Source organism: Pseudomonas sp. Pse1, from assembly GCF_024519635.1.
In the GTDB taxonomy this organism is placed as follows: Bacteria; Pseudomonadota; Gammaproteobacteria; order Pseudomonadales; family Pseudomonadaceae; genus Aquipseudomonas.
The window spans coordinates 32,155-50,155 of sequence record NZ_JALJRO010000017.1 but is presented as its reverse complement, the minus strand read 5'-3'; the positions used below and the strand labels follow the sequence as shown (position 1 = coordinate 50,155).

Genomic DNA, 18,001 nt, shown 5'->3' with positions numbered 1-18,001 from the left:
TCGGATCGTAAGCGACGGAATAAATTAAAATTTTTCTGAAAACCCGCTTGACGACCCCCTGAAAAAGCCGTTTAATGCGCCCCGTTGCCCAGATAGCTCAGTCGGTAGAGCAGGGGATTGAAAATCCCCGTGTCGGCGGTTCGATTCCGTCTCTGGGCACCACTTATTCATTTCAGGTGGTGTCAAAATCACCCGAAAGCTACAAAAAGCCCGCCTAGCGCGGGTTTTTTGTTATCTCGCCCAGATAGCTCAGTCGGTAGAGCAGGGGATTGAAAATCCCCGTGTCGGCGGTTCGATTCCGTCTCTGGGCACCAATACAAAAACCCTGAATCGCAAGATTCAGGGTTTTTTTATGCTTGCAGGAAAGCCAGGAAGCCTTCCACCCTCCCCGTCATTGCGCGTCGTTCCAGTGGAACACCAGGTTTCGCGCCGCTCCATTACCAATATCCGCCACGTCATGCCGCACTTCGCCATTGCGCGTAGCAACCACCGAGTACTTGCCCGCCGGCAATCGCACGTAGACCAGCGGTCCGACGTTATCCAGATTCAACACGGTCTGCCCTGACGCCTTTTCCACCGATACATCCACGTCAGAGGTGTACTGGTTTTGCGCACCCACGGCGAATGTCATGTGCAAGTTGTAGCCCTGGCTTTGCTGGATGCTGCGCGATTCGTCCTCGCCGATCCCACCCGTCAGGTAGGTGATGCCGTTTTGCTGCTCTGGTTGCGCCCGCACCCCGGCGCTGTCAATTGCCTCATAACTGACGGCCTGCACTATCAGAGGAAATATCAGCAAGCCGAGCGCAGCAACAGGCACGATGAATGAATGGACGTGTTTCATGATGACAACTCCCGGGCTCATCAGAACCCATTCGTAACCTACTTTGGAGGTCATCGAGCCAGACGACGTTTCAGATTGATTGGCACTTGAGCCCACTGCAAAACGCACTAGCCGATTGTTGATCACCGATTGCCGGACTATGGTTGGCAGCTAGCCGCCGAGGTTCGAAGCCGATGAATGTGCAGGACGCCCCTACTCCGACTCCCTCCCAGATGGCCTTGCCGCTGACCGCCGCCGCCCTGCGCGCCGAGCCGTTCCAGGAATGCGCCGCCGATGGCTTCCCCCTTGGCGGCTTCACCTGGCGCCAGGGCGCTACGACCACCTCCCGCGCCGTGGTGATCATCAATGCCGCCACCTCGGTGCGCTGCCGGCATTACTCGCGCTTCGCCGACTACCTGTTCGCCAACGGCTTCGACGTCATCACCTACGACTACCGGGGCATCGGCGAGTCACGTCCGGCATCGATGAAGACCTTGCAGGCAAGCTGGTCGGATTGGGGCGCGCTGGACTTCGAGGCCATGCTCATGCGCGCCCAGCGTGAGTTTCCCGGCCAGCCGATCGATGTCGTTGGCCATAGCTTTGGCGGCTGCGCGGCGGGGCTGGCAAATTCCGGACACCTGATTCGCCGCCTGGTAACGGTCGGCGCGCAGTTCGCCTACTGGCGCGACTACACACCCGCCCAGCGCTGGCAGATGCTCGGCAAGTGGCATGTGCTGATGCCGCTGGTCACCCTGGTGTGCGGCTACTTCCCCGGTAAGCGCCTGGGCTGGTTGGAGGACACACCGGCCGGCGTGGTTCGCGACTGGGCCTTTTCCACCGCCCGCTACGAGCAGCGCCCCAGCGGCCGTCGACTGGCCACCAAGGGCGCAAGCCTGCCGTTCTCCGGGGTAACCGCAAACACCCTGGCCATCAGCCTCAGCGACGATCCCTACGGCACCGTGCCGGCTATCGAACGCCTGCTGGGTTACTTCAGCGGCAGCTCGAACACCCACTTGCGAATCGCCCCACAGGACATCGGCGAACAACAAGTCGGACATTTCGGCTTTTTTCGCAGCCCATACCAAGCCACACTATGGCCCATTGCATTGTCCTGGCTGCAACACGGCGAGCTGGCCCCCGATCACCCCGGACGGCGAGTACCGCGCAGTCGCTAGACCTGTACCCTCTCGACGAAATACGGAACGACGCCCATGGCATCCGCGAACAAGCAGCAAAAACGCGCCTCCCGCGCCAAAGCCAAGGCCAAGCAAAACCGCACCCAGCGCGCAGCGCCGCAAGTGGAGCTGGACCCGAACGATGACCGCATCGACTTCGAGTCAGTCGACCTGACCGAGCTGTTCAAAAAGATGATCGACGCCGAAAAAACCAGCCAGCAGGCCATGTGCCAAGCCTTCCTCGAAGACCCGCTGCTGGAGCTGGTGTTCGAGCAGGAAGGCGAAGAAGGCGCGATGGACTTCATCCTCGCGGCCCTGATCGAATATCGCCAATGGTCCACCGAGACCGACGAAGCCGGCGCCCTGGCGTGGATCGAATCCCCGGCATTCCAGGCCGACTACGTGGCGGCCTCCGACGCTATCGCGGCCAACTCTCAACACACAGCGAACTGACATTACATGGCATCCCCGAACAAGCAGCAAAAACGCGCCAAACGCGCCAAGGCCAAAGCCAAGCAAATCCGCATGGTCGGCCGCAAGCCGCTGGCGCTGGACGACGACACCGGCCACCTGGCCGAACCGATCCCCGAATACACCTTGGCCATGTTCAGCAAGATGCATGCAGCCGAAGCCACCAGCCGCGACGAAATGCTGTTGATCCTGCTGAACGACCTCAGCGGCATCATCAATGAACGTCCAGAATTGCTGGACCTGGAAAATGCAGAGAACGAATCGATGGCTGCCACCCACCTGGCTGCCGACATGTTGATCGACTACCGCATGTGGGCCGACGGCATGGACCGCGAGACCGCCCAGGCCTGGTTGACCGAGCCACAATTCATCAGCGATTTCGGCAAAGCCCTGGACAGCTACCGTGCGTCCCTGGAAGCGCCAGAAGACAAGGCTGAATAACCAGGTCAGCAGTGATGATCGACCCGTGGCCTGGCCGCCACGGGCCGGCAAATTATTTCAAGGCATGACGCAGTTATCGCCCCGCCGCACCAAAATCCTCGTGCACAATAATTGTGCAGATCTAGACCGAATGTCCGCTCAAGCCTTCCAACCCCCGGCCAAAGCTGGCACCATCGCGCCTTTTTTTACGCTCCCCCCACGCACACATGGCATCAGGCAGATGCTCGGTTGTTGATGGCGCGACAGTCTGCTGCGTCGATGCGACACCTGCTCACCACATCCCGTGTACGCCCCGTGGGGCTGTTGGCCGCCATTCCATCGCTATGCTAGCTTGGCGCCTCGCCAGGAAGGCTGCCCAACAGCACAAGCACCAATGAACACAATGAGGACCGCACATGGCCGAGGCCACGCCCGCGCTTGAAATCCGCAACCTGCACAAACGCTACGGACAGCTCGAGGTGCTCAAGGGTGTCTCGCTGACCGCACGCGACGGCGATGTGATCTCGATCCTGGGTTCCTCCGGCTCCGGCAAATCGACGTTCCTGCGTTGCATCAACCTGCTGGAAAACCCCAACCAGGGGCAGATCCTGGTGGCCGGCGAAGAGCTCAAGCTCAAGGCCGCGAAAAACGGCGAACTGGTGGCCGCCGATGGCAAACAGATCAATCGCCTGCGCAGCGAAATCGGTTTTGTGTTTCAAAATTTCAATTTGTGGCCGCACATGAGCGTGCTCGATAACATCATCGAGGCGCCGCGCCGGGTGCTGGGGCAGAGCAAGGCCGAGGCCACCGAAGTCGCCGAAGCCCTGCTGGCCAAGGTTGGCATCAGCGACAAGCGCCATGCCTATCCCGCACAACTGTCCGGCGGTCAGCAGCAACGCGCAGCCATTGCCCGCACCCTGGCGATGCAGCCGAAAGTGATTCTGTTCGACGAGCCGACTTCCGCACTTGACCCGGAAATGGTTCAGGAAGTACTTAATGTGATCCGCGCCCTGGCCGAAGAAGGCCGCACCATGCTGCTGGTCACCCATGAAATGGGCTTTGCCCGCCAGGTTTCCAGTGAAGTGGTGTTCCTGCACCAGGGCCTGGTCGAAGAGCAAGGATCGCCACAGCAGGTGTTTGAAAACCCGCTTTCGGCGCGCTGCAAACAATTCATGTCCAGCAACCGCTAACGGAGCTACCCGCATGCAGACCTACAAGAAATTCATCCTGGCCGCGGCCGCCACTCTGGTGTTCTCGGCCAACGCCATGGCCGCGGAAAAACTGCGGATGGGTATCGAGGCGGCCTACCCGCCATTCAACAACAAGGATGCCAGCGGCCAGGTCGTCGGCTTCGACAAAGACATCGGCGACGCCCTGTGCGCCAAGATGAAGGTCGAGTGCGAAGTCGTCACGTCCGACTGGGACGGCATCATCCCGGCCCTCAACGCCAAGAAGTTCGACTTCCTGGTGTCCTCGCTGTCGATCACCGACGAACGCAAGCAGGCGGTTGATTTCACCGACCCCTACTACTCGAACAAACTGCAATTCATCGCGCCGAAAAACGTCGATTTCAAGACCGACAAGGACTCCCTCAAGGGCAAGGCCATCGGCACCCAGCGCGCCACCCTGGCTGGCACCTGGCTGGAAGACACCTACGGTGACGAGATCAAGGTCAGCCTGTACGACACCCAGGAAAACGCCTACCTGGACCTGACTTCCGGTCGCGTTGACGCGATCCTGGCCGACAAGTACGCCAACTACGACTGGCTGAAAAGCGACGCTGGCAAGAACTACGAGTTCAAGGGCGACCCTGTAATGGAAAGCGACAAGATCGGCATCGCCGTGCGCAAGGGTGACAACGATCTGCGTAACAAGCTCAACAGCGCGCTGAAAGAAATCGTCGCTGATGGCACCTACAAGAAGATCAACGACAAGTACTTCCCGTTCAGCATCTACTGATCCTGACGTGCCTGACCGGCGCAGCCCCTGGCTGCGCCGGTCTTTTGCAAAGCCTGCTGCAACCTGAATAGACCTCCATGATTATCGATCTCCAAGGATTCGGCCCGGCGCTCGCCGCTGGCGCGCTGATGACCGTCAAACTGGCTCTCACGGCACTCTGCCTGGGGCTGGTGCTCGGCCTGCTCGGCGCCTTGGCCAAGACTTCTCCGTACAAGTCACTGCAGTGGCTTGGCGGCACCTACTCGACCCTGGTTCGCGGCATTCCCGAACTGCTGTGGGTCCTGCTGATCTACTTCGGCACCGTCAACCTGATGCGCGCCATCGGCGAGTTCTTCGGCACCCCCGACCTGGCCCTCAACGCCTTCGCCGCCGGCGTCATCGCCCTCGGCCTGTGCTTCGGCGCCTATGCCACGGAAGTGTTCCGTGGGGCGATCCTGGCCATCCCCAAAGGCCACCGCGAAGCCGGTGTGGCCCTCGGCCTGTCGAAATGGCGAATCTTCACCAAGCTGATCTTGCCGCAGATGTGGCGCATCGCCCTGCCGGGGCTGGGCAACCTGTTCATGATCCTGATGAAGGACACTGCACTGGTGTCGGTCATCGGTCTTGAAGAAATCATGCGCCACGCGCAGAACGGCGTGACCATGACCAAGCAGCCCTTCACCTTCTACATGGTCGCCGCCTTCATGTACCTGGGCCTGACCGTCATTGCCATGACCGGCATGCACCTGCTGGAAAAACGCGCCGCTCGCGGCTTCGCCCGGAGCACCCAATGAACTGGGAAGTGATCATCAAGTGGCTGCCGAAACTGGCCCAGGGCGCCACCCTGACCCTGGAGCTGGTGGCCATCGCCGTCATCCTCGGCCTGCTGCTGGCCATTCCGCTGGGCATCGCCCGCTCGTCCAAGCTCTGGTACGTGCGCGCCCTGCCCTACGCCTACATCTTTTTCTTCCGCGGCACGCCGCTGCTGGTGCAGTTGTTCCTGGTCTACTACGGCCTGGCGCAGTTCGATGCAGTGCGCAACAGCGCGATGTGGCCGTACCTGCGCGATCCGTTCTGGTGCGCCACCGCCACCATGACCCTGCACACCGCCGCCTACATCGCCGAGATCCTGCGTGGCGCGATCCAGGCCATCCCGCCGGGTGAAATCGAAGCCGCCCGGGCACTCGGCATGTCGCGACCGAAGGCGCTGTTCTACATCATCCTGCCGCGTGCCGCGCGGATCGGCCTGCCGGCCTACAGCAACGAAGTGATCCTGATGCTCAAGGCCAGCGCCCTGGCCAGCACCGTGACCTTGCTGGAACTGACCGGCATGGCCCGCACCATCATTGCCCGGACCTACCTGCCGGTGGAGATCTTCTTCGCCGCCGGAATGTTCTACCTGCTGATGGCCTACATCCTGGTGCGCGGCTTCAAGCTGCTGGAGCGCTGGTTGCGCGTCGATGCCTGCCAGGGACGCTGACACTCCGGTGCTGACGGGCGAGCACCTGCTCGCCCGCTTCAACGCCCTCGACACCTTCCTTTGCGAGCACCAGGCACTCTGGCGCCCGCGTCCGTTTACCCAGCGCCAACTGCCCTGGGAAACTGCGCACCCTCGGCTGGCCGCTTGGCTGCGCCAACGCACGCTGGAAGACGCAGAAAACAGTCACAACCACCCTGAACAACTCGATGCACCGGCGCCCTTTCCAGCATTGGCGGCCGAAGCCACGACTCTTGGCGCCGTCGGTGAACTTCCGATTCAAGCCATCACGCCCGCCGCTCATCGCCTGAACGTCGACGTGCCGGGGCGCAAGTGGCAGCAAATCGAAGCCTTCGCCGCCTGCCTGCGATTCACCGACACCCCCCGACACTGGCTCGACTGGTGTTCCGGCAAGGGTCATCTGGGCCGCCGCCTGCTGCAAGCCGATCAGCAACTGACCTGCCTGGAATACGACCCGGCGCTGGTCAGTAGCGGCCAGGCACTGAGCCAGCACCACCATCTGCCGGCCTTGCACCGCCAGCAGGACGTGCTGGCAGACGATGCCGCCCAGCACCTGGGCGCCGACCTGACCCCGGTCGCTCTGCACGCCTGCGGCGACCTGCATGTGCGCCTGCTGCAATTGGCCAGCGCTGCCGGCTGCCGACAACTGGCGGTCGCTCCCTGCTGCTATAACCGCATTCATGCCAGCCACTATCAGGCGCTGTCCGTTGCCGGGCAGAACTCCACATTGCGCCTGTCACTCGATGATCTGGCCCTGCCCCTCAGCGAAACCGTGACGGCCGGCGCCCGGGTCCGCCGCCAGCGCGACAGCTCCATGGCCCGGCGCCTGGGATTCGACCTGCTGCAACGGCAACTGCGCGGCCGTGACGACTACCTGCCAACCCCGTCGCTGCCCAGCGCCTGGCTGGAAAAACCATTCGCCGACTACTGCCGCGACCTGGCCGCACTGAAAAACTTATCCACAGTCGGCGCGCAGGACTGGCCGGCACTGGAGGCCGCGGGCTGGCAACGTTTGGCCGAGGTGCGCAACCTCGAACTGCTGCGCGGGTTGTTTCGCCGCCCCCTCGAACTCTGGCTACTGCTCGACCGGGCTTTATTCCTTGAATCCCAAGGCTACGTCGTTCGTCTCGGCACCTTCTGCAAAGCCACCCTGACACCGCGCAATTTGCTGTTACTGGCGGAACGTCACTGAGCCCATCCAGCCTGTGGATAACTCTGTTGATGAATTTTCCAAAAACCCTTGGATCCAAGGGCCATGTAATAAAAGTGCAACTGTATAATTTTTGTTCAAACGAAAAAACAAACCGAATAACAGCCAGTTGCGCATTGATGAGAATCAAGGCTGGAACACTTGAGGCGCAGCGCTGAAACAACTGCCGATTGTGCATAAGCATTAAAACCAAAGGACATAAACGCCGAATTCCGGACCTCACGCACCAGCATTTGCGCCGGTCGAAAGCTGTTGCTATACAAAGCGCTCGGGCGCCAAGCGTGTGCCCTGTGACCGACAGGAACCGCCCGTGACGTTCATTTCCTACGCACAGAATTTCGAAGACATTCGCCTATGGCGCGTACTCAAATACTTCGAAAACGGTTTTTACATTGACGTTGGCGCCAACGACCCCAGCGCCGATTCCGTGACCAAAGCGTTCTACGAGCGCGGCTGGAACGGTATTAACATTGAGCCGGTGCAGGCCTATCACGACGCCCTGTGCGCAGAGCGGCCCCGGGACATCAACCTGCAATGCGTGGCCGGCGAAAACGCGGCCGATGTGACCTTCTACGCCATCGCCGACACCGGCCTGTCCACCGTCGAACCTGCTGTCGCCCAGCAACATCAGGATGCCGGCATGGACGTACGCAGCCACACCGTCACCTCGCGCACCCTGACCTCGATCTGCGAAGAACACGTCAAGGGCCCGATCCACTTCCTCAAGATCGACGTCGAAGGCCACGAAGAAACCGTCCTGCGCGGCATGGACTTCAGCCGCTGGCGCCCATTGATCATCCTGATCGAAACCCCGTGGTCCCGCGACCAGACCTGGGAACACCTGCTGACCGACGCCGGCTATCAACCCGTCCTGTTCGACGGCCTCAACACCTTCTACCTGGCCGAAGAACACCTGCAGTTCAAAGGCGCTTTCGAACTCGCCCCGTGCAACCTCGACGAGTTCCAGTTCTGCTACGGCCACAAATTCAGCCACCCCATCGCCGACCTGGAAAACGCCCTGCACACCCAACGCCAACGCGCCGAAACTGCCGAAGCCGAACTCCACGCCCTGCGCAACAGCCGCACCTGGCGCACCCTGGAAAAGCTCAAGAAAGTCCTGCGCCGAGCCTGACCCAAAGCCCCACGCAAAAATAGTCAGAATTCAGGGGTTTACAGACGCCAAGCAATCGCTATAATCGTCGCCCAACACGCCGGTATAGCTCAGTTGGTAGAGCAACTGACTTGTAATCAGTAGGTCCCGGGTTCGACTCCTGGTGCCGGCACCACATTAGGCTCCATTGCATTCCACCGAATGCTCTGGAAGCCCCGAAAACCCGCCCTTTGGCGGGTTTTTTCGTTCCAGGACCCTCTGTCGGGATCCAACAAAATCCCCCATCGCCGGGGGTATTTTTAGGGTACAGCGTCTTGCCTGCATGGAGAACGTACCCTTATGCCACGTCTAGCCGTTCCTCTCAGCGACCTCAAATGCCGTACGGCGAAACCTCGCGAACGTGCCTACAAGCTATTCGACGGTGGCGGCATGTACCTCTTCGTGAAACCCAACGGCGTGAAAACGTGGCGATTGCGCTACTTCAAGCCCAGCGGCAAGGAAGGCACGCTGACCATCGGCAACTACCCCATCATCTCGCTGGCCGTCGCGAGGACCAAGCGCGATGAAGCCAAGGCCCTGTTGATCGACAACATCGACCCGATGGAAGAGAAGAAGAAAGCGAAGCTAGCGGCTCAACGAGCTTCCCTGCTTTTTGAAACCGTCGCCCTGGAGTGGCACGCCGAAATGTCGCGGCGCTGGACGGAGGGACACGCCAAGACCGTCATGAGCCGGTTGCGCACCCACGTCTTCCCCCTGATCGGCCAACGCCCCATCGCTGAGCTTGATACCCATGATCTGCTTGAGATCACTCTGCGCATCAAAGAGCGCGGCACCATGGACGTTGCTCTGCGCGTGCAAAATTATCTCTCCACGATCATGCGGGGCGCGAAGCGGGCAAGGCAGATCAGCCAGAATCCGGCGCTCGATCTGGCAGGGTCGATTCATGCCCCGCGTACAGTGCACCGCCCTGCACTCTCACTCAACCGCCTCCCCGAACTACTGAACCGGATCGACAACTACAACGGCCGTGAGCTAACCAAGCTGGCTGTACTGCTGACACTGCACGTGTTCGTGCGCTCCAGCGAGCTGCGCTTTGCGCGCTGGGATGAGTTCGACCTGCAAAGGGCAATGTGGGAGATCCCGGACACCCGTAAGCCAATCGACGGCGTCCGCAATTCCACTCGTGGGACAAAGATGAGCGGTGACATACAGATAGTGCCGCTCTCTCCCCAAGTCATCGCGATCCTTGAACGGCTACGCGGCTTGAGTCGCTTTTCCGAACTAGTGTTGCCCGGCGACCACAAGTACTGGAAGCCGATGTCAGAGAACACGGTTAACCAGGTGCTGCGCAACGTTGGCTACGACACATCCAAGGAGGTATGCGGGCATGGATTCAGGACCATGGCCTGTAGCGCCTTGCTGGAGTCAGGGCTGTGGACGGACGCGGCGATTGAGCGGCAGATGAGCCACAAGGAACGCAATCGCGTGCGCGCCGCCTATATCCATAAGGCTGAATTTCTGGAGCAACGTCGGCTGATCATGGCGTGGTGGAGTAATTACATCGATGCCAACAGATCAGGGCATGTGACTCCGCATGAGTTCGCCCATCCAGTTGGTGACAACATCACACCCTTGCCCAGTGGGCGTGGCACATTCAATCGTCGGTGAACCCTCCAGAACGCCATTAGCCGCTCTTTAATTCGGGTCCATCCAAACAGGGCTGCAAAGCCGCCCTGTTTGGATGGACCTCGCTTTGCAAAGCTAAAAGCCGACACGAATCCTTTGGATACCACTGATTTCCACCGGTGGATAATTTCATGCACAAGCCCAGAGGCCCCGTAAAATTTGGCTTTGACCAAATTTATCCACAGGCGTAGAACTGAGGGTGCAAACGCTGTCTTGGACAGCACCCAGGTGACCCGAGCCTTCAAGGTCACGCCGCTCATCCGGTGGTTCTCCCCCCAAAATGGCGATTCGCGTCCGGCAGCTCGCCCGGTCACCTCCCCGGTGATGGATGCCTACTTCAGATCATGGCCATCGTGCGCCAGACGACCCTTCCTAATTCGCTACCCTGCAGCAACCTATCCGCTTGGCCGAATCTTGCGCCAACCTGCACCCGTCTCTTTCTCCTGGAAAGAGACGGGCGCTTCTAACACTGCTGCAGCCCCGATCGCATAGGGCTTTGCGGCAACTCCCCTCGTGACAATCGGCGTGACAAACGCGATGTCACCGGCAACAGCGATGCAGATGATGGTGCCGCAGACCAAGGAATGGACTGCACCTGACTGACAGTCAGGCATGCCCCGGTCATCGCATTGCTGCTTTCACCCGGCTCAGGATCTCGCGGCACTGGTCTCGTCAGCCAATGCAGTCTCCACCCGCCCACCGGTAACGGTGCTCAGGAGGCCAGATCATGAGATGCCCTGGCTCCCGGTCGTAAGGAGCCGCCAGTCCGGCGTTAGAGGACATCCCCACAGGTCGCAGGGGCCTTGATCCCTGATAACACTCAGCATTCTTGGCGGGATGACGTGGGGCGAGGACTGGAGAACGGAAGATGAGGTGACTGACATGGCATTGGTGGGTAGGCGCGATGGCCGTAATTCTGGTTACGACGGGCAATTGAGCTGCGCAGGACCGCGGCGCTGAAAGACATGTTCGACGGCGGTCATCACGACTTCCATAGGGAAGCTAGGTTTTTTAGCGCGGAGCTTTCTCGAATAGCGGCCCAGGCATCCGGCTGACATCTCAAAAAAAGAAAAATCGGATACGTGTCCAAGCCTTCCGGGCGATGGCCCTTTGCCTTATATTCCGTCTCGGCCCGCTTGGGCCACACATGTCTCGCGCAGGAGTTCCAGCGCGGGCAAACCCAATCAGCAAGGGAAGTAACCCATGCGTACTCAAATCCCCCGACTCATTTTCTATCTGGAGAAACACAACGGTGATCATCGATGTTAACGAAAAAGAAGTAGAACTGGCCCTGGAACGCGCCCCGCGCACGCGCCTGAGCCTCGCTGTACACACCGCACTTTACCGGGTCCAGTCGTCGAAACACGACGCCAACCCCATCAACTATCGGCTTAACGCGGGTGGTCGCTTTCAGCACCCGGAAGAGCTGGTACCTGTTGCTTATTACGGCCTTAGCCAAGAGGCAGCGATCGCAGAATCGATCCAGCCCAATTATGGCGAGCCGGAACGGAAGGTGGTGAAATACTCGACGCTTTGCAAAACGTCCTTGCACACCCTGCGGACGGATCGGGTATTGCACTTGGTGGATGCAGCGGAATTAGTAACGCTGTTCGGTTTCATGCCCTACGAGCTTATGCTGCCGAAAGGCGACAAGCTGCAGGGTTACCAGCTTCCACGGTTGCTGACGAAGGTAGTCTCGGCATTGGGGTACGATGGCATCATGTACAACTCCGCCATGTACTGCCCAGCTGGCAGCCAGAACGGTCGGAACGTGGCACTCTTCGGAGGGCGGGACAAGCAACTCTCGCCAGTCAGCTATCACACGCTGCTGGAGTATGTGCTGCCTACCAAAGAAACCGTTCTCGAATTCCTCGATAGTCGGGGCGTGATCGTAGAGGCAGGGTGATCCATGACCGGACCTTTCGTGAGAGAGGTCCGGTTTTAAAGGCCCGTTTCGATCTCTGAATCCCAATCGTTTTTAAGCAACGCATCTGCAGCAGGATCCTCAAGCAGCGTAAAGCGCCTGACGACGTCACTGGATTCCCCAGCGCTTGAACAATCGACATCGTCGACCAAATGCTGAACCAGCATGTTCATGGCCTCAATATCTTGCGGATCTACCCCCAGCTCGGAAATCAGACGTGGGATCGCAGGGAGCACCTTATTTTTTCTGAACTGGAACGCTGGATAATGCTTTCGTCCATTGTTGGTGTAGGCAACGATTCGTCCAGCCTTCACCCACTGACTAAGCGTCTCCCGACTGATGCCCAGCAGCTCGATGGCTTGGCTGCTCTTGAGCAGGTCACATCTACCCTGGACGCGTTCAAATGCCTTGACTCTCATCCGAGCCATAACCAGCTGATTTCGAGTTTCGATGCTTAGAGGTTCTTCCTTGCCCGCTTTAGCTACCTCGATAAGGCCATCCGGATGAGCAAGAACGAGGGCCTTTTCCAACGCCGGCATTGGGACTCTATTCAGGAACACCCGGTAGCGCCGGACAAGCTCCTCCACAAGAGTCTCTCGGGAAATTTCGGTAGTGTTAGCGGACATGGAACCTCCTAACGGGTTCAGACGACGGGTAACCTTCGGACATCAATATGAAGGCAGCTTAACAAAACGTCAAGATGTCAGACTGTCAGTTCGTCAGGTTTTCCTTGTCGAAATTGCGTTCAAGAGTGGGAACAAGACGGAGCGCATAGGTGAAAATTTTGTCAAGACGGGCCAATATCCGTGAGGATTTGCTCTCGTCCTCGGCCCTAGGAACGCTATGACCAACTCGACCAATCGACCGATAGAGAAACGACCATCTCAGCGCCAAGGGGTGCGCAAGGGCCGAAAGATCGACTTGCCATTCATCAAGGAATGGCTTGCAGCCGAAGTCCAGGGGGGCCGGGGATTCATCCATAATTGGCGTATGATTGAGGAGGCTTGCGCCGAAGGACAAATGTTGGTCTGGGTTGATCAGCAAGGTCCGGTCGGCTTCCTCACCCATGGGATATCGCCAAGCTCCATTCTACAGGTCAAGACCGATCGGAAGCGGCGTGGGATAGGCCGTGCATTAGTCGAGCGGGCGATCAGGGCCGAAGAAGCCCGTGATAATGCCGTCCTGGTTGTCCAATGCGAACCGACAACCTCGATTGAATTCTGGAAAAGCATGGGCTTTGAAACACAGCGGAATAACCCGCATGATCGAATTGTGTATATGCAACGGCTTTCGACCAAGCGCCATTCACAAGTCACCGGGGATGAGATGGTCTTGATTACAATCCAGGTATTCGCTGAGTCTGTCCTCTACAACGAGGGCGCACCGCACACAGCCATCCCTGACCGCGTCTATCATGTGCATGGACGATACGATGATAAAACGCACGACATCGCGCTGGTCCACCGCGTTTCCATCAGCCATGAGCCAGCTTTAAAAGATCCGGTCATCGAAATAAACATGGGCAGTTTTGAGATCATGCCCAGGATGAAGGCCAAGCGAGAAGCGGCCAGAGCGGCGGGGGTTGTCGAGACTGACTATGGTTGGTACATCGACGTGATCAAGAGAAGCGCAGAGCCAAAGACGTAGAACACCCCATCGGGGGAGGGAAGCGGGGCGTCTGCACACACCCTGAATGGTTCCTTATTTCGTAGTCGGTTCCGAACGCCTATTTTCTGCCTTTTTCTGCCGTTTCTCAGCCAGCATTTTTAGCGGGTGGTCGCAGCTCCCACTAAAGCCCCTTCAAGATCTCATATCGACAGCAGCAGACATCCGCTCGCAGTGCATCAATCAAAAGAGCCCAAAAAATTCCCGATTCGATTCCACGGAAAGCCATAACTAGCTGATTTATTTATAGATACCTTTTGAGGTACGTCAAAAAATCCACCAAATTCCAGCCCCGCGAAAACCGGGCCCTAACGGCCAGCAACCGTCCGTCTGGTGCCGCACCATACAAGGTTCCAGAGAAGGCTTTCAAAATCTCTGAAACCCCCGAAAAACCCGCCTTCTGGCGGGTTTTTTCGTTTTGGCGTTCCGTCGGTTTCCGCCAAAATCTTATGGATACCATCCGTTTTTAAGGATAAAGCCAAGGGTAAGGTCATTCGATAACGGGAGGATGAAGATGAAGCGGATCATTGATTGAATCCACCTGTCTATCTGCTAACCGACAGATCGCCAGCCTCAGTTCGAGCCCGAGAAGCGCCGTCCACAATAGACTGCTCCCAACGCCCTCAAACCTTCTCCAAAGCAGCTTCCTTCAACGGCTCCAACCTAACCCCCACCACACTCCCCAACACTATCACTCCCCCCACAACCACCATCATCGAAGGCCGCTCCGCCAGCACCACCGAAGCCAGCCCCATAGCCGTCGGCGGTATCAAGTACAGCGCCATCGACGCCCGGCTGACCACGCTGTGTTTGAGCACATAGGCCCAGGCCAGGTACGCCAGGGCGCTGGGGAAGATGCCGAGGGTGAGGACGGCGAGGTTAACCGGGATGGGGGTATTTTGCGCCTGGTGCCACAGGCCTGGCGCGTAGACCAGCAGCAACGCGGTGCCGGACCAGATGGTGTAGCAGACCATGGTCAGTGGGTCGTAGCGGTGGCAGTGGTGTTTCTGCAGGGCGAAGTACAGGCTCCAGGACAGCGCGGCCAGCAGGATCAGCAAACCGTGGGCGTCCAGTTGGCCGATGCCTCGATCGCCACTGATGACCACTGCGGCGCCGAACAGGCCGCAGAGCAGGCAGAGCCATTGCCAGGTGTTGACCCGATCCTTGAACACGAAGTGCGCCAGCAGTGTGCTGAACAGCGGTGTCGATTGCGCCAGGACACTGGCGGCGCCGGCGCTGACGTTACGTTGGCCGAAGTTGAGCGCGATGTGGTGCAGGCTGACGGCGAAGAAACCGAGCAGCATCAGCAGTGGTAGATCCTTCAAGCGCGGCAGGGAAATACCCATCACGGCGGCAACAACTGCCATGAATACCGAGGCGATGATGAATCGCATCAAAGCCAACTGGCCCGGCTCGTAGCCTTGCAATCCGATGCGGATGCCGATCGGCGAATAGGCCCAGCACAGGATGACAAAGACCGTTGCCATGCTGATTTTCAGACCGGGTTTGATGGTGAACAAACTGCACTGCATGACAACTCCCCTGATATGTAAAACCCACAGGAAGTATCAAAACCCTCATGCATCACTACAAGTGACTTAAACTGCTACGAGAATTCACTTTGGGTGATCCATGGAACTGTCCCAACTGCGCATGTTCAAGACGGTGGCCGATATCGGCAGCATTGCTCGCGCCGCCGAGTTGCTGCACTGCGTGCCGTCGAATGTCACGGCACGCATCAAGTCTCTCGAGCGCGAACTCGGCACCGCGTTGTTTTTCCGTGATGGCCGAGGGCTGCGGATTACGCCCGCTGGAGAGGTATTCCTTGATTACGCTTCGCGCATTCTCAATCTGGCGGTGGAAGCGCAGCGTGCTGTATCCCCGACCCACGAGCCGAGCGGTCCGCTGCGCATTGGCGCGATTGAGTCCAGTGCATCAGGGCGCCTGCCGCCCTTGCTGGCCAAATACCACGCGCTCTATCCGAAGGTGTCGCTGGAGCTGAGTACCGGGACCTGGTCGCAGTTGCTCGACGATGTTCAGCATCACCGGCTGGATGGCGCGATAGTGGCTGTCGACGTGGAGCGCCCCGGGCTCAAGCGCACGCTGATGTATCGCGAGGACTTGATCCTGATCGCCGCCCAATCCCATGGACCTTTGCAAACCGCCGCGGATCTGCATGGCAAGGACCTGTTCATGTGGCCCCCGGGTTGCCCCTACCGCCTGGCGCTGGAGCAGTGGTTGTTGCGCCATGAGCTGACGCAGAAGATCGTCAGCATCGCCAGCTACGGGACCATCGTCGGCTGTGTCAGCGCCGGGGCCGGTGTCGCCCTGGTACCACGTGGGATCTACGAACAGTACCGCGACAACGCAGGCTGGCTGGGCTACGAGTTCGACGACCTGACATGCATCGACAACCTGTTCTATTCCCATGCACACGCGGCACGCCATCCGGCGCGGGAGGCCTTTGTGGCATTGCTGCAGGCTGAGTTCGAAACGCCCTGATGAGTCAACAACTGAGGATTGGCGGCACTCACCGAGGGTAGCGCCGCCCCTTGCATAAAATCCCTGCCATCACGACAATGCGAGCGATTACCATTTACGCATTGGTGGCTCCCCCATGTCGGCGCTCGATCATTCAGCCCTGCAGCAGTTGTACAGCGACCACAACAGTTGGCTCAAAGGCTGGTTGCGCGTGCGCTTGGGAAATGCGGCGGATGCTTCGGATCTGGCCCAGGACACCTTTATTCGGGTCATGACCGCGCGCAATGCCGCGCCGATCCGCGAGCCACGGGGTTACCTGAGTGCGATTGCGCGCTCGCTGTTGATCGACAGATCGCGCCGCCGCACCATCGAACAAGCCTATCTGTACGCGTTGGCACAACGGCCCGAGCCGGTGGAGGTTTCACCGGAAGTCAGGCTGTCGATCATCGAGATGCTGGTGATGATCGATAGCCTACTCGATGAATTAGGCAGCAGGACCCGGGAGATTTTCCTCGCCGTCCAGCTCGAAGGCTTGAGTTATGTGGCTGCCGCCGAGCGTTTCGGGGTGTCGGTCACCACCGTGAAGAATCATTTGATCCGCGCCATGACCCGCTGCCTGCTGCTGGTCGAGCCCTGATGCCCGCCTCCCCGGATTTCAAGACACTGGAAGCCGCCGCCAGTTGGTACGTGCAACTCAACGATGGCACGTCCAACGAGGCTCGCACCCTGGCCTGGCAGACCTGGCTGCACGCGAGCCCGGCACACGCGGCGGCCTGGGCAAGGGTCGAGGCGCTGCAACATCAGTTCGCCCGGGTGCCTCGCCAGGCCGCCCTGTCCAGCCTGGGCGCCGCGCAGGCGCAACGCCGCGAGGTGCTGAAAATTCTCGGCCTGTTGCTGGCCGTGGGTGGCAGTGGTTGGCTGGCCGTGGAGCAGGTGCCCTACCGCGCGATGCTCGCCGATCAACGCACCGGCAGGCGGGAGCGGCGCTCGATGCACCTGGAAGACGGCTCGCAACTGCAACTGAATGTCGACACCGCGTTGGATATTCGCTTCGACGCCACCCAGCGGCTGATTCAGTTGCAGCAGGGCGAAATTCTGCTGCAGACCGCCAAGGATCCCGCTCAGCGCCCTTTCATCGTGCAAACCGCCGAAGGCAGCGTACGAGCGCTTGGCACCCGATTCAGCGTCAGACAACTGCCCGGGCACACCAGGGTCGGTGTGCTGCAGGATGCCGTTGAGGTCTGCCCGAGTCGACAGGTCGAGCAGCGTTTGCGCCTTGGAGCCGGGCAGCAGGTCGATTTCGATCGCGACGCAGTGGCGAGGATTCAACCCCTACCCTCCGGCTCGACGGCTTGGGTTAAGGGCATGCTGAGCGTGAACGACTGGCGCCTGGGCGACTTTGCCGAGGAACTGGAACGTTATCGCCCGGGCGTACTGCGCTGTGCCGCGGCGGTCCGAGACTTGCGCATTTCCGGGACGTTTCGCCTCGATGACACCGAAACGGTGCTGGAGAACCTGAGTAAATCCCTGCCGGTGAAGGTGAATTTTCTGACCCGCTTCTGGGCCAGTATCGAACCGGCATGAGCCTATTTGCAGTTTTTT

The 18,001-nt window shown here is 59.4% G+C and carries 18 protein-coding genes, 3 tRNA genes and 1 pseudogene; 19 read left to right on the top strand and 3 right to left on the bottom strand.

Annotated features, from left to right (window positions below):
• Positions 1 to 86 precede the first annotated feature (86 nt).
• Together NR126_RS21750 and NR126_RS21745 are read left to right on the top strand one after the other, a co-directional pair.
• A tRNA-Phe gene (locus tag NR126_RS21750) sits at positions 87 to 162 on the top strand.
• Between the two features lie 76 nt (positions 163 to 238).
• Positions 239 to 314: transfer RNA gene (locus NR126_RS21745), tRNA-Phe, on the top strand.
• 77 nt (positions 315 to 391) lie between these two features.
• Here NR126_RS21745 and NR126_RS21740 read toward each other — a convergent pair.
• On the bottom strand, positions 392 to 841 hold the full coding sequence (locus tag NR126_RS21740) for a carboxypeptidase regulatory-like domain-containing protein (protein WP_256831299.1): 450 nt from the start codon (positions 839 to 841) through the stop codon (positions 392 to 394).
• A 173-nt stretch (positions 842 to 1,014) separates the two neighbouring features.
• Here NR126_RS21740 and NR126_RS21735 point away from each other — a divergent pair, with 173 nt between their 5' ends.
• The 13 genes and pseudogenes from NR126_RS21735 to NR126_RS21675 all read left to right on the top strand — a co-directional run bounded on the left by NR126_RS21735 (position 1,015) and on the right by NR126_RS21675 (position 12,235).
• Entirely contained in the window at positions 1,015 to 1,995 is a 981-nt protein-coding gene (locus NR126_RS21735) for an alpha/beta fold hydrolase (RefSeq protein ID WP_256831298.1), read from the top strand.
• A gap of 36 nt (positions 1,996 to 2,031) precedes the next feature.
• A complete protein-coding gene (locus NR126_RS21730) occupies positions 2,032 to 2,448 on the top strand; it encodes a hypothetical protein (protein WP_027617345.1) in 417 nt (138 codons plus the stop codon).
• Between the two features lie 6 nt (positions 2,449 to 2,454).
• Positions 2,455 to 2,907, top strand: coding sequence for a hypothetical protein (locus tag NR126_RS21725; RefSeq protein WP_027617344.1), 453 nt, complete (start codon positions 2,455 to 2,457; stop codon positions 2,905 to 2,907).
• A gap of 395 nt (positions 2,908 to 3,302) precedes the next feature.
• Positions 3,303 to 4,076, top strand: a complete 774-nt coding sequence (locus NR126_RS21720; RefSeq protein WP_027617343.1) for an ABC transporter ATP-binding protein — start codon at positions 3,303 to 3,305, stop codon at positions 4,074 to 4,076.
• A 13-nt stretch (positions 4,077 to 4,089) separates the two neighbouring features.
• Positions 4,090 to 4,845, top strand: coding sequence for an ABC transporter substrate-binding protein (locus NR126_RS21715; protein ID WP_256831291.1), 756 nt, complete (start codon positions 4,090 to 4,092; stop codon positions 4,843 to 4,845).
• A gap of 77 nt (positions 4,846 to 4,922) precedes the next feature.
• The gene (locus tag NR126_RS21710) at positions 4,923 to 5,618 is read left to right on the top strand and encodes an ABC transporter permease (RefSeq protein WP_105754084.1); all 696 of its coding nucleotides are present in this window, start codon (positions 4,923 to 4,925) and stop codon (positions 5,616 to 5,618) included.
• Positions 5,615 to 6,304 carry an ABC transporter permease gene (locus NR126_RS21705; RefSeq protein WP_027617340.1) on the top strand — a complete coding sequence of 230 codons (690 nt, stop codon included), beginning with the start codon at positions 5,615 to 5,617 and terminating at the stop codon, positions 6,302 to 6,304. Before NR126_RS21710 ends, NR126_RS21705 begins: the two co-directional genes overlap by 4 nt.
• The gene (locus NR126_RS21700) at positions 6,285 to 7,514 is read left to right on the top strand and encodes a methyltransferase (protein ID WP_256831276.1); all 1,230 of its coding nucleotides are present in this window, start codon (positions 6,285 to 6,287) and stop codon (positions 7,512 to 7,514) included. The genes NR126_RS21705 and NR126_RS21700 overlap by 20 nt, the downstream gene beginning before the upstream one ends.
• Before the next feature lie 328 nt (positions 7,515 to 7,842).
• Positions 7,843 to 8,664 carry an FkbM family methyltransferase gene (locus NR126_RS21695; RefSeq protein ID WP_027617338.1) on the top strand — a complete coding sequence of 274 codons (822 nt, stop codon included), beginning with the start codon at positions 7,843 to 7,845 and terminating at the stop codon, positions 8,662 to 8,664.
• Between the two features lie 78 nt (positions 8,665 to 8,742).
• Positions 8,743 to 8,818 (top strand) — tRNA-Thr (locus NR126_RS21690).
• A 164-nt stretch (positions 8,819 to 8,982) separates the two neighbouring features.
• Positions 8,983 to 10,311, top strand: coding sequence for an integrase arm-type DNA-binding domain-containing protein (locus tag NR126_RS21685; RefSeq protein WP_256831268.1), 1,329 nt, complete (start codon positions 8,983 to 8,985; stop codon positions 10,309 to 10,311).
• A gap of 900 nt (positions 10,312 to 11,211) precedes the next feature.
• Positions 11,212 to 11,312: pseudogene (locus NR126_RS21680) on the top strand (integrase); the annotation flags it as partial.
• A gap of 269 nt (positions 11,313 to 11,581) precedes the next feature.
• The gene (locus NR126_RS21675; protein ID WP_256831262.1) at positions 11,582 to 12,235 is read left to right on the top strand and encodes an RES family NAD+ phosphorylase; all 654 of its coding nucleotides are present in this window, start codon (positions 11,582 to 11,584) and stop codon (positions 12,233 to 12,235) included.
• Between the two features lie 35 nt (positions 12,236 to 12,270).
• On the opposite strand, the gene NR126_RS21670 is transcribed toward NR126_RS21675, so the two are convergent.
• Positions 12,271 to 12,879, bottom strand: coding sequence for a helix-turn-helix domain-containing protein (locus NR126_RS21670; RefSeq protein ID WP_256831258.1), 609 nt, complete (start codon positions 12,877 to 12,879; stop codon positions 12,271 to 12,273).
• Positions 12,880 to 13,096: 217 nt separating this feature from the next.
• Between NR126_RS21670 and NR126_RS21665 the strand changes: the two genes are divergently transcribed.
• The gene (locus NR126_RS21665) at positions 13,097 to 13,900 is read left to right on the top strand and encodes an N-acetyltransferase (RefSeq protein ID WP_256831256.1); all 804 of its coding nucleotides are present in this window, start codon (positions 13,097 to 13,099) and stop codon (positions 13,898 to 13,900) included.
• Positions 13,901 to 14,541: 641 nt separating this feature from the next.
• On the opposite strand, the gene NR126_RS21660 is transcribed toward NR126_RS21665, so the two are convergent.
• Positions 14,542 to 15,450: a DMT family transporter gene (locus NR126_RS21660; RefSeq protein WP_256831254.1), complete on the bottom strand. Its 909-nt coding sequence runs from the start codon at positions 15,448 to 15,450 to the stop codon at positions 14,542 to 14,544.
• Positions 15,451 to 15,550: 100 nt separating this feature from the next.
• On the opposite strand from NR126_RS21660, the gene NR126_RS21655 reads away from it, so the two are divergent.
• The 3 genes from NR126_RS21655 (at position 15,551) to NR126_RS21645 (ending at position 17,983) form a co-directional block, all read left to right on the top strand.
• A complete protein-coding gene (locus NR126_RS21655) occupies positions 15,551 to 16,420 on the top strand; it encodes a LysR family transcriptional regulator (RefSeq protein WP_105754092.1) in 870 nt (289 codons plus the stop codon).
• Positions 16,421 to 16,535: 115 nt separating this feature from the next.
• The gene (locus NR126_RS21650) at positions 16,536 to 17,036 is read left to right on the top strand and encodes a sigma-70 family RNA polymerase sigma factor (RefSeq protein WP_105754093.1); all 501 of its coding nucleotides are present in this window, start codon (positions 16,536 to 16,538) and stop codon (positions 17,034 to 17,036) included.
• The gene (locus tag NR126_RS21645) at positions 17,036 to 17,983 is read left to right on the top strand and encodes a FecR domain-containing protein (protein ID WP_256831248.1); all 948 of its coding nucleotides are present in this window, start codon (positions 17,036 to 17,038) and stop codon (positions 17,981 to 17,983) included. The genes NR126_RS21650 and NR126_RS21645 overlap by 1 nt, the downstream gene beginning before the upstream one ends.
• Positions 17,984 to 18,001 lie beyond the last annotated feature (18 nt).

Excerpts from the sequence above, each read along its gene's own strand:
- NR126_RS21740 (WP_256831299.1), bottom strand. The coding sequence starts at position 841 with ATGAAACACGTCCATTCATTCATCGTGCCTGTTGCTGCGCTCGGCTTG.
- NR126_RS21685 (WP_256831268.1), top strand. The coding sequence starts at position 8,983 with ATGCCACGTCTAGCCGTTCCTCTCAGCGACCTCAAATGCCGTACGGCG.
- NR126_RS21660 (WP_256831254.1), bottom strand. The coding sequence starts at position 15,450 with ATGCAGTGCAGTTTGTTCACCATCAAACCCGGTCTGAAAATCAGCATG.
- NR126_RS21715 (WP_256831291.1), top strand. The coding sequence starts at position 4,090 with ATGCAGACCTACAAGAAATTCATCCTGGCCGCGGCCGCCACTCTGGTG.
- NR126_RS21670 (WP_256831258.1), bottom strand. The coding sequence starts at position 12,879 with ATGTCCGCTAACACTACCGAAATTTCCCGAGAGACTCTTGTGGAGGAG.
- NR126_RS21665 (WP_256831256.1), top strand. The coding sequence starts at position 13,097 with ATGACCAACTCGACCAATCGACCGATAGAGAAACGACCATCTCAGCGC.
- NR126_RS21655 (WP_105754092.1), top strand. The coding sequence starts at position 15,551 with ATGGAACTGTCCCAACTGCGCATGTTCAAGACGGTGGCCGATATCGGC.
- NR126_RS21710 (WP_105754084.1), top strand. The coding sequence starts at position 4,923 with ATGATTATCGATCTCCAAGGATTCGGCCCGGCGCTCGCCGCTGGCGCG.
- NR126_RS21705 (WP_027617340.1), top strand. The coding sequence starts at position 5,615 with ATGAACTGGGAAGTGATCATCAAGTGGCTGCCGAAACTGGCCCAGGGC.
- NR126_RS21650 (WP_105754093.1), top strand. The coding sequence starts at position 16,536 with ATGTCGGCGCTCGATCATTCAGCCCTGCAGCAGTTGTACAGCGACCAC.
- NR126_RS21735 (WP_256831298.1), top strand. The coding sequence starts at position 1,015 with ATGAATGTGCAGGACGCCCCTACTCCGACTCCCTCCCAGATGGCCTTG.
- NR126_RS21720 (WP_027617343.1), top strand. The coding sequence starts at position 3,303 with ATGGCCGAGGCCACGCCCGCGCTTGAAATCCGCAACCTGCACAAACGC.
- NR126_RS21730 (WP_027617345.1), top strand. The coding sequence starts at position 2,032 with ATGGCATCCGCGAACAAGCAGCAAAAACGCGCCTCCCGCGCCAAAGCC.
- NR126_RS21700 (WP_256831276.1), top strand. The coding sequence starts at position 6,285 with ATGCCTGCCAGGGACGCTGACACTCCGGTGCTGACGGGCGAGCACCTG.
- NR126_RS21725 (WP_027617344.1), top strand. The coding sequence starts at position 2,455 with ATGGCATCCCCGAACAAGCAGCAAAAACGCGCCAAACGCGCCAAGGCC.
- NR126_RS21645 (WP_256831248.1), top strand. The coding sequence starts at position 17,036 with ATGCCCGCCTCCCCGGATTTCAAGACACTGGAAGCCGCCGCCAGTTGG.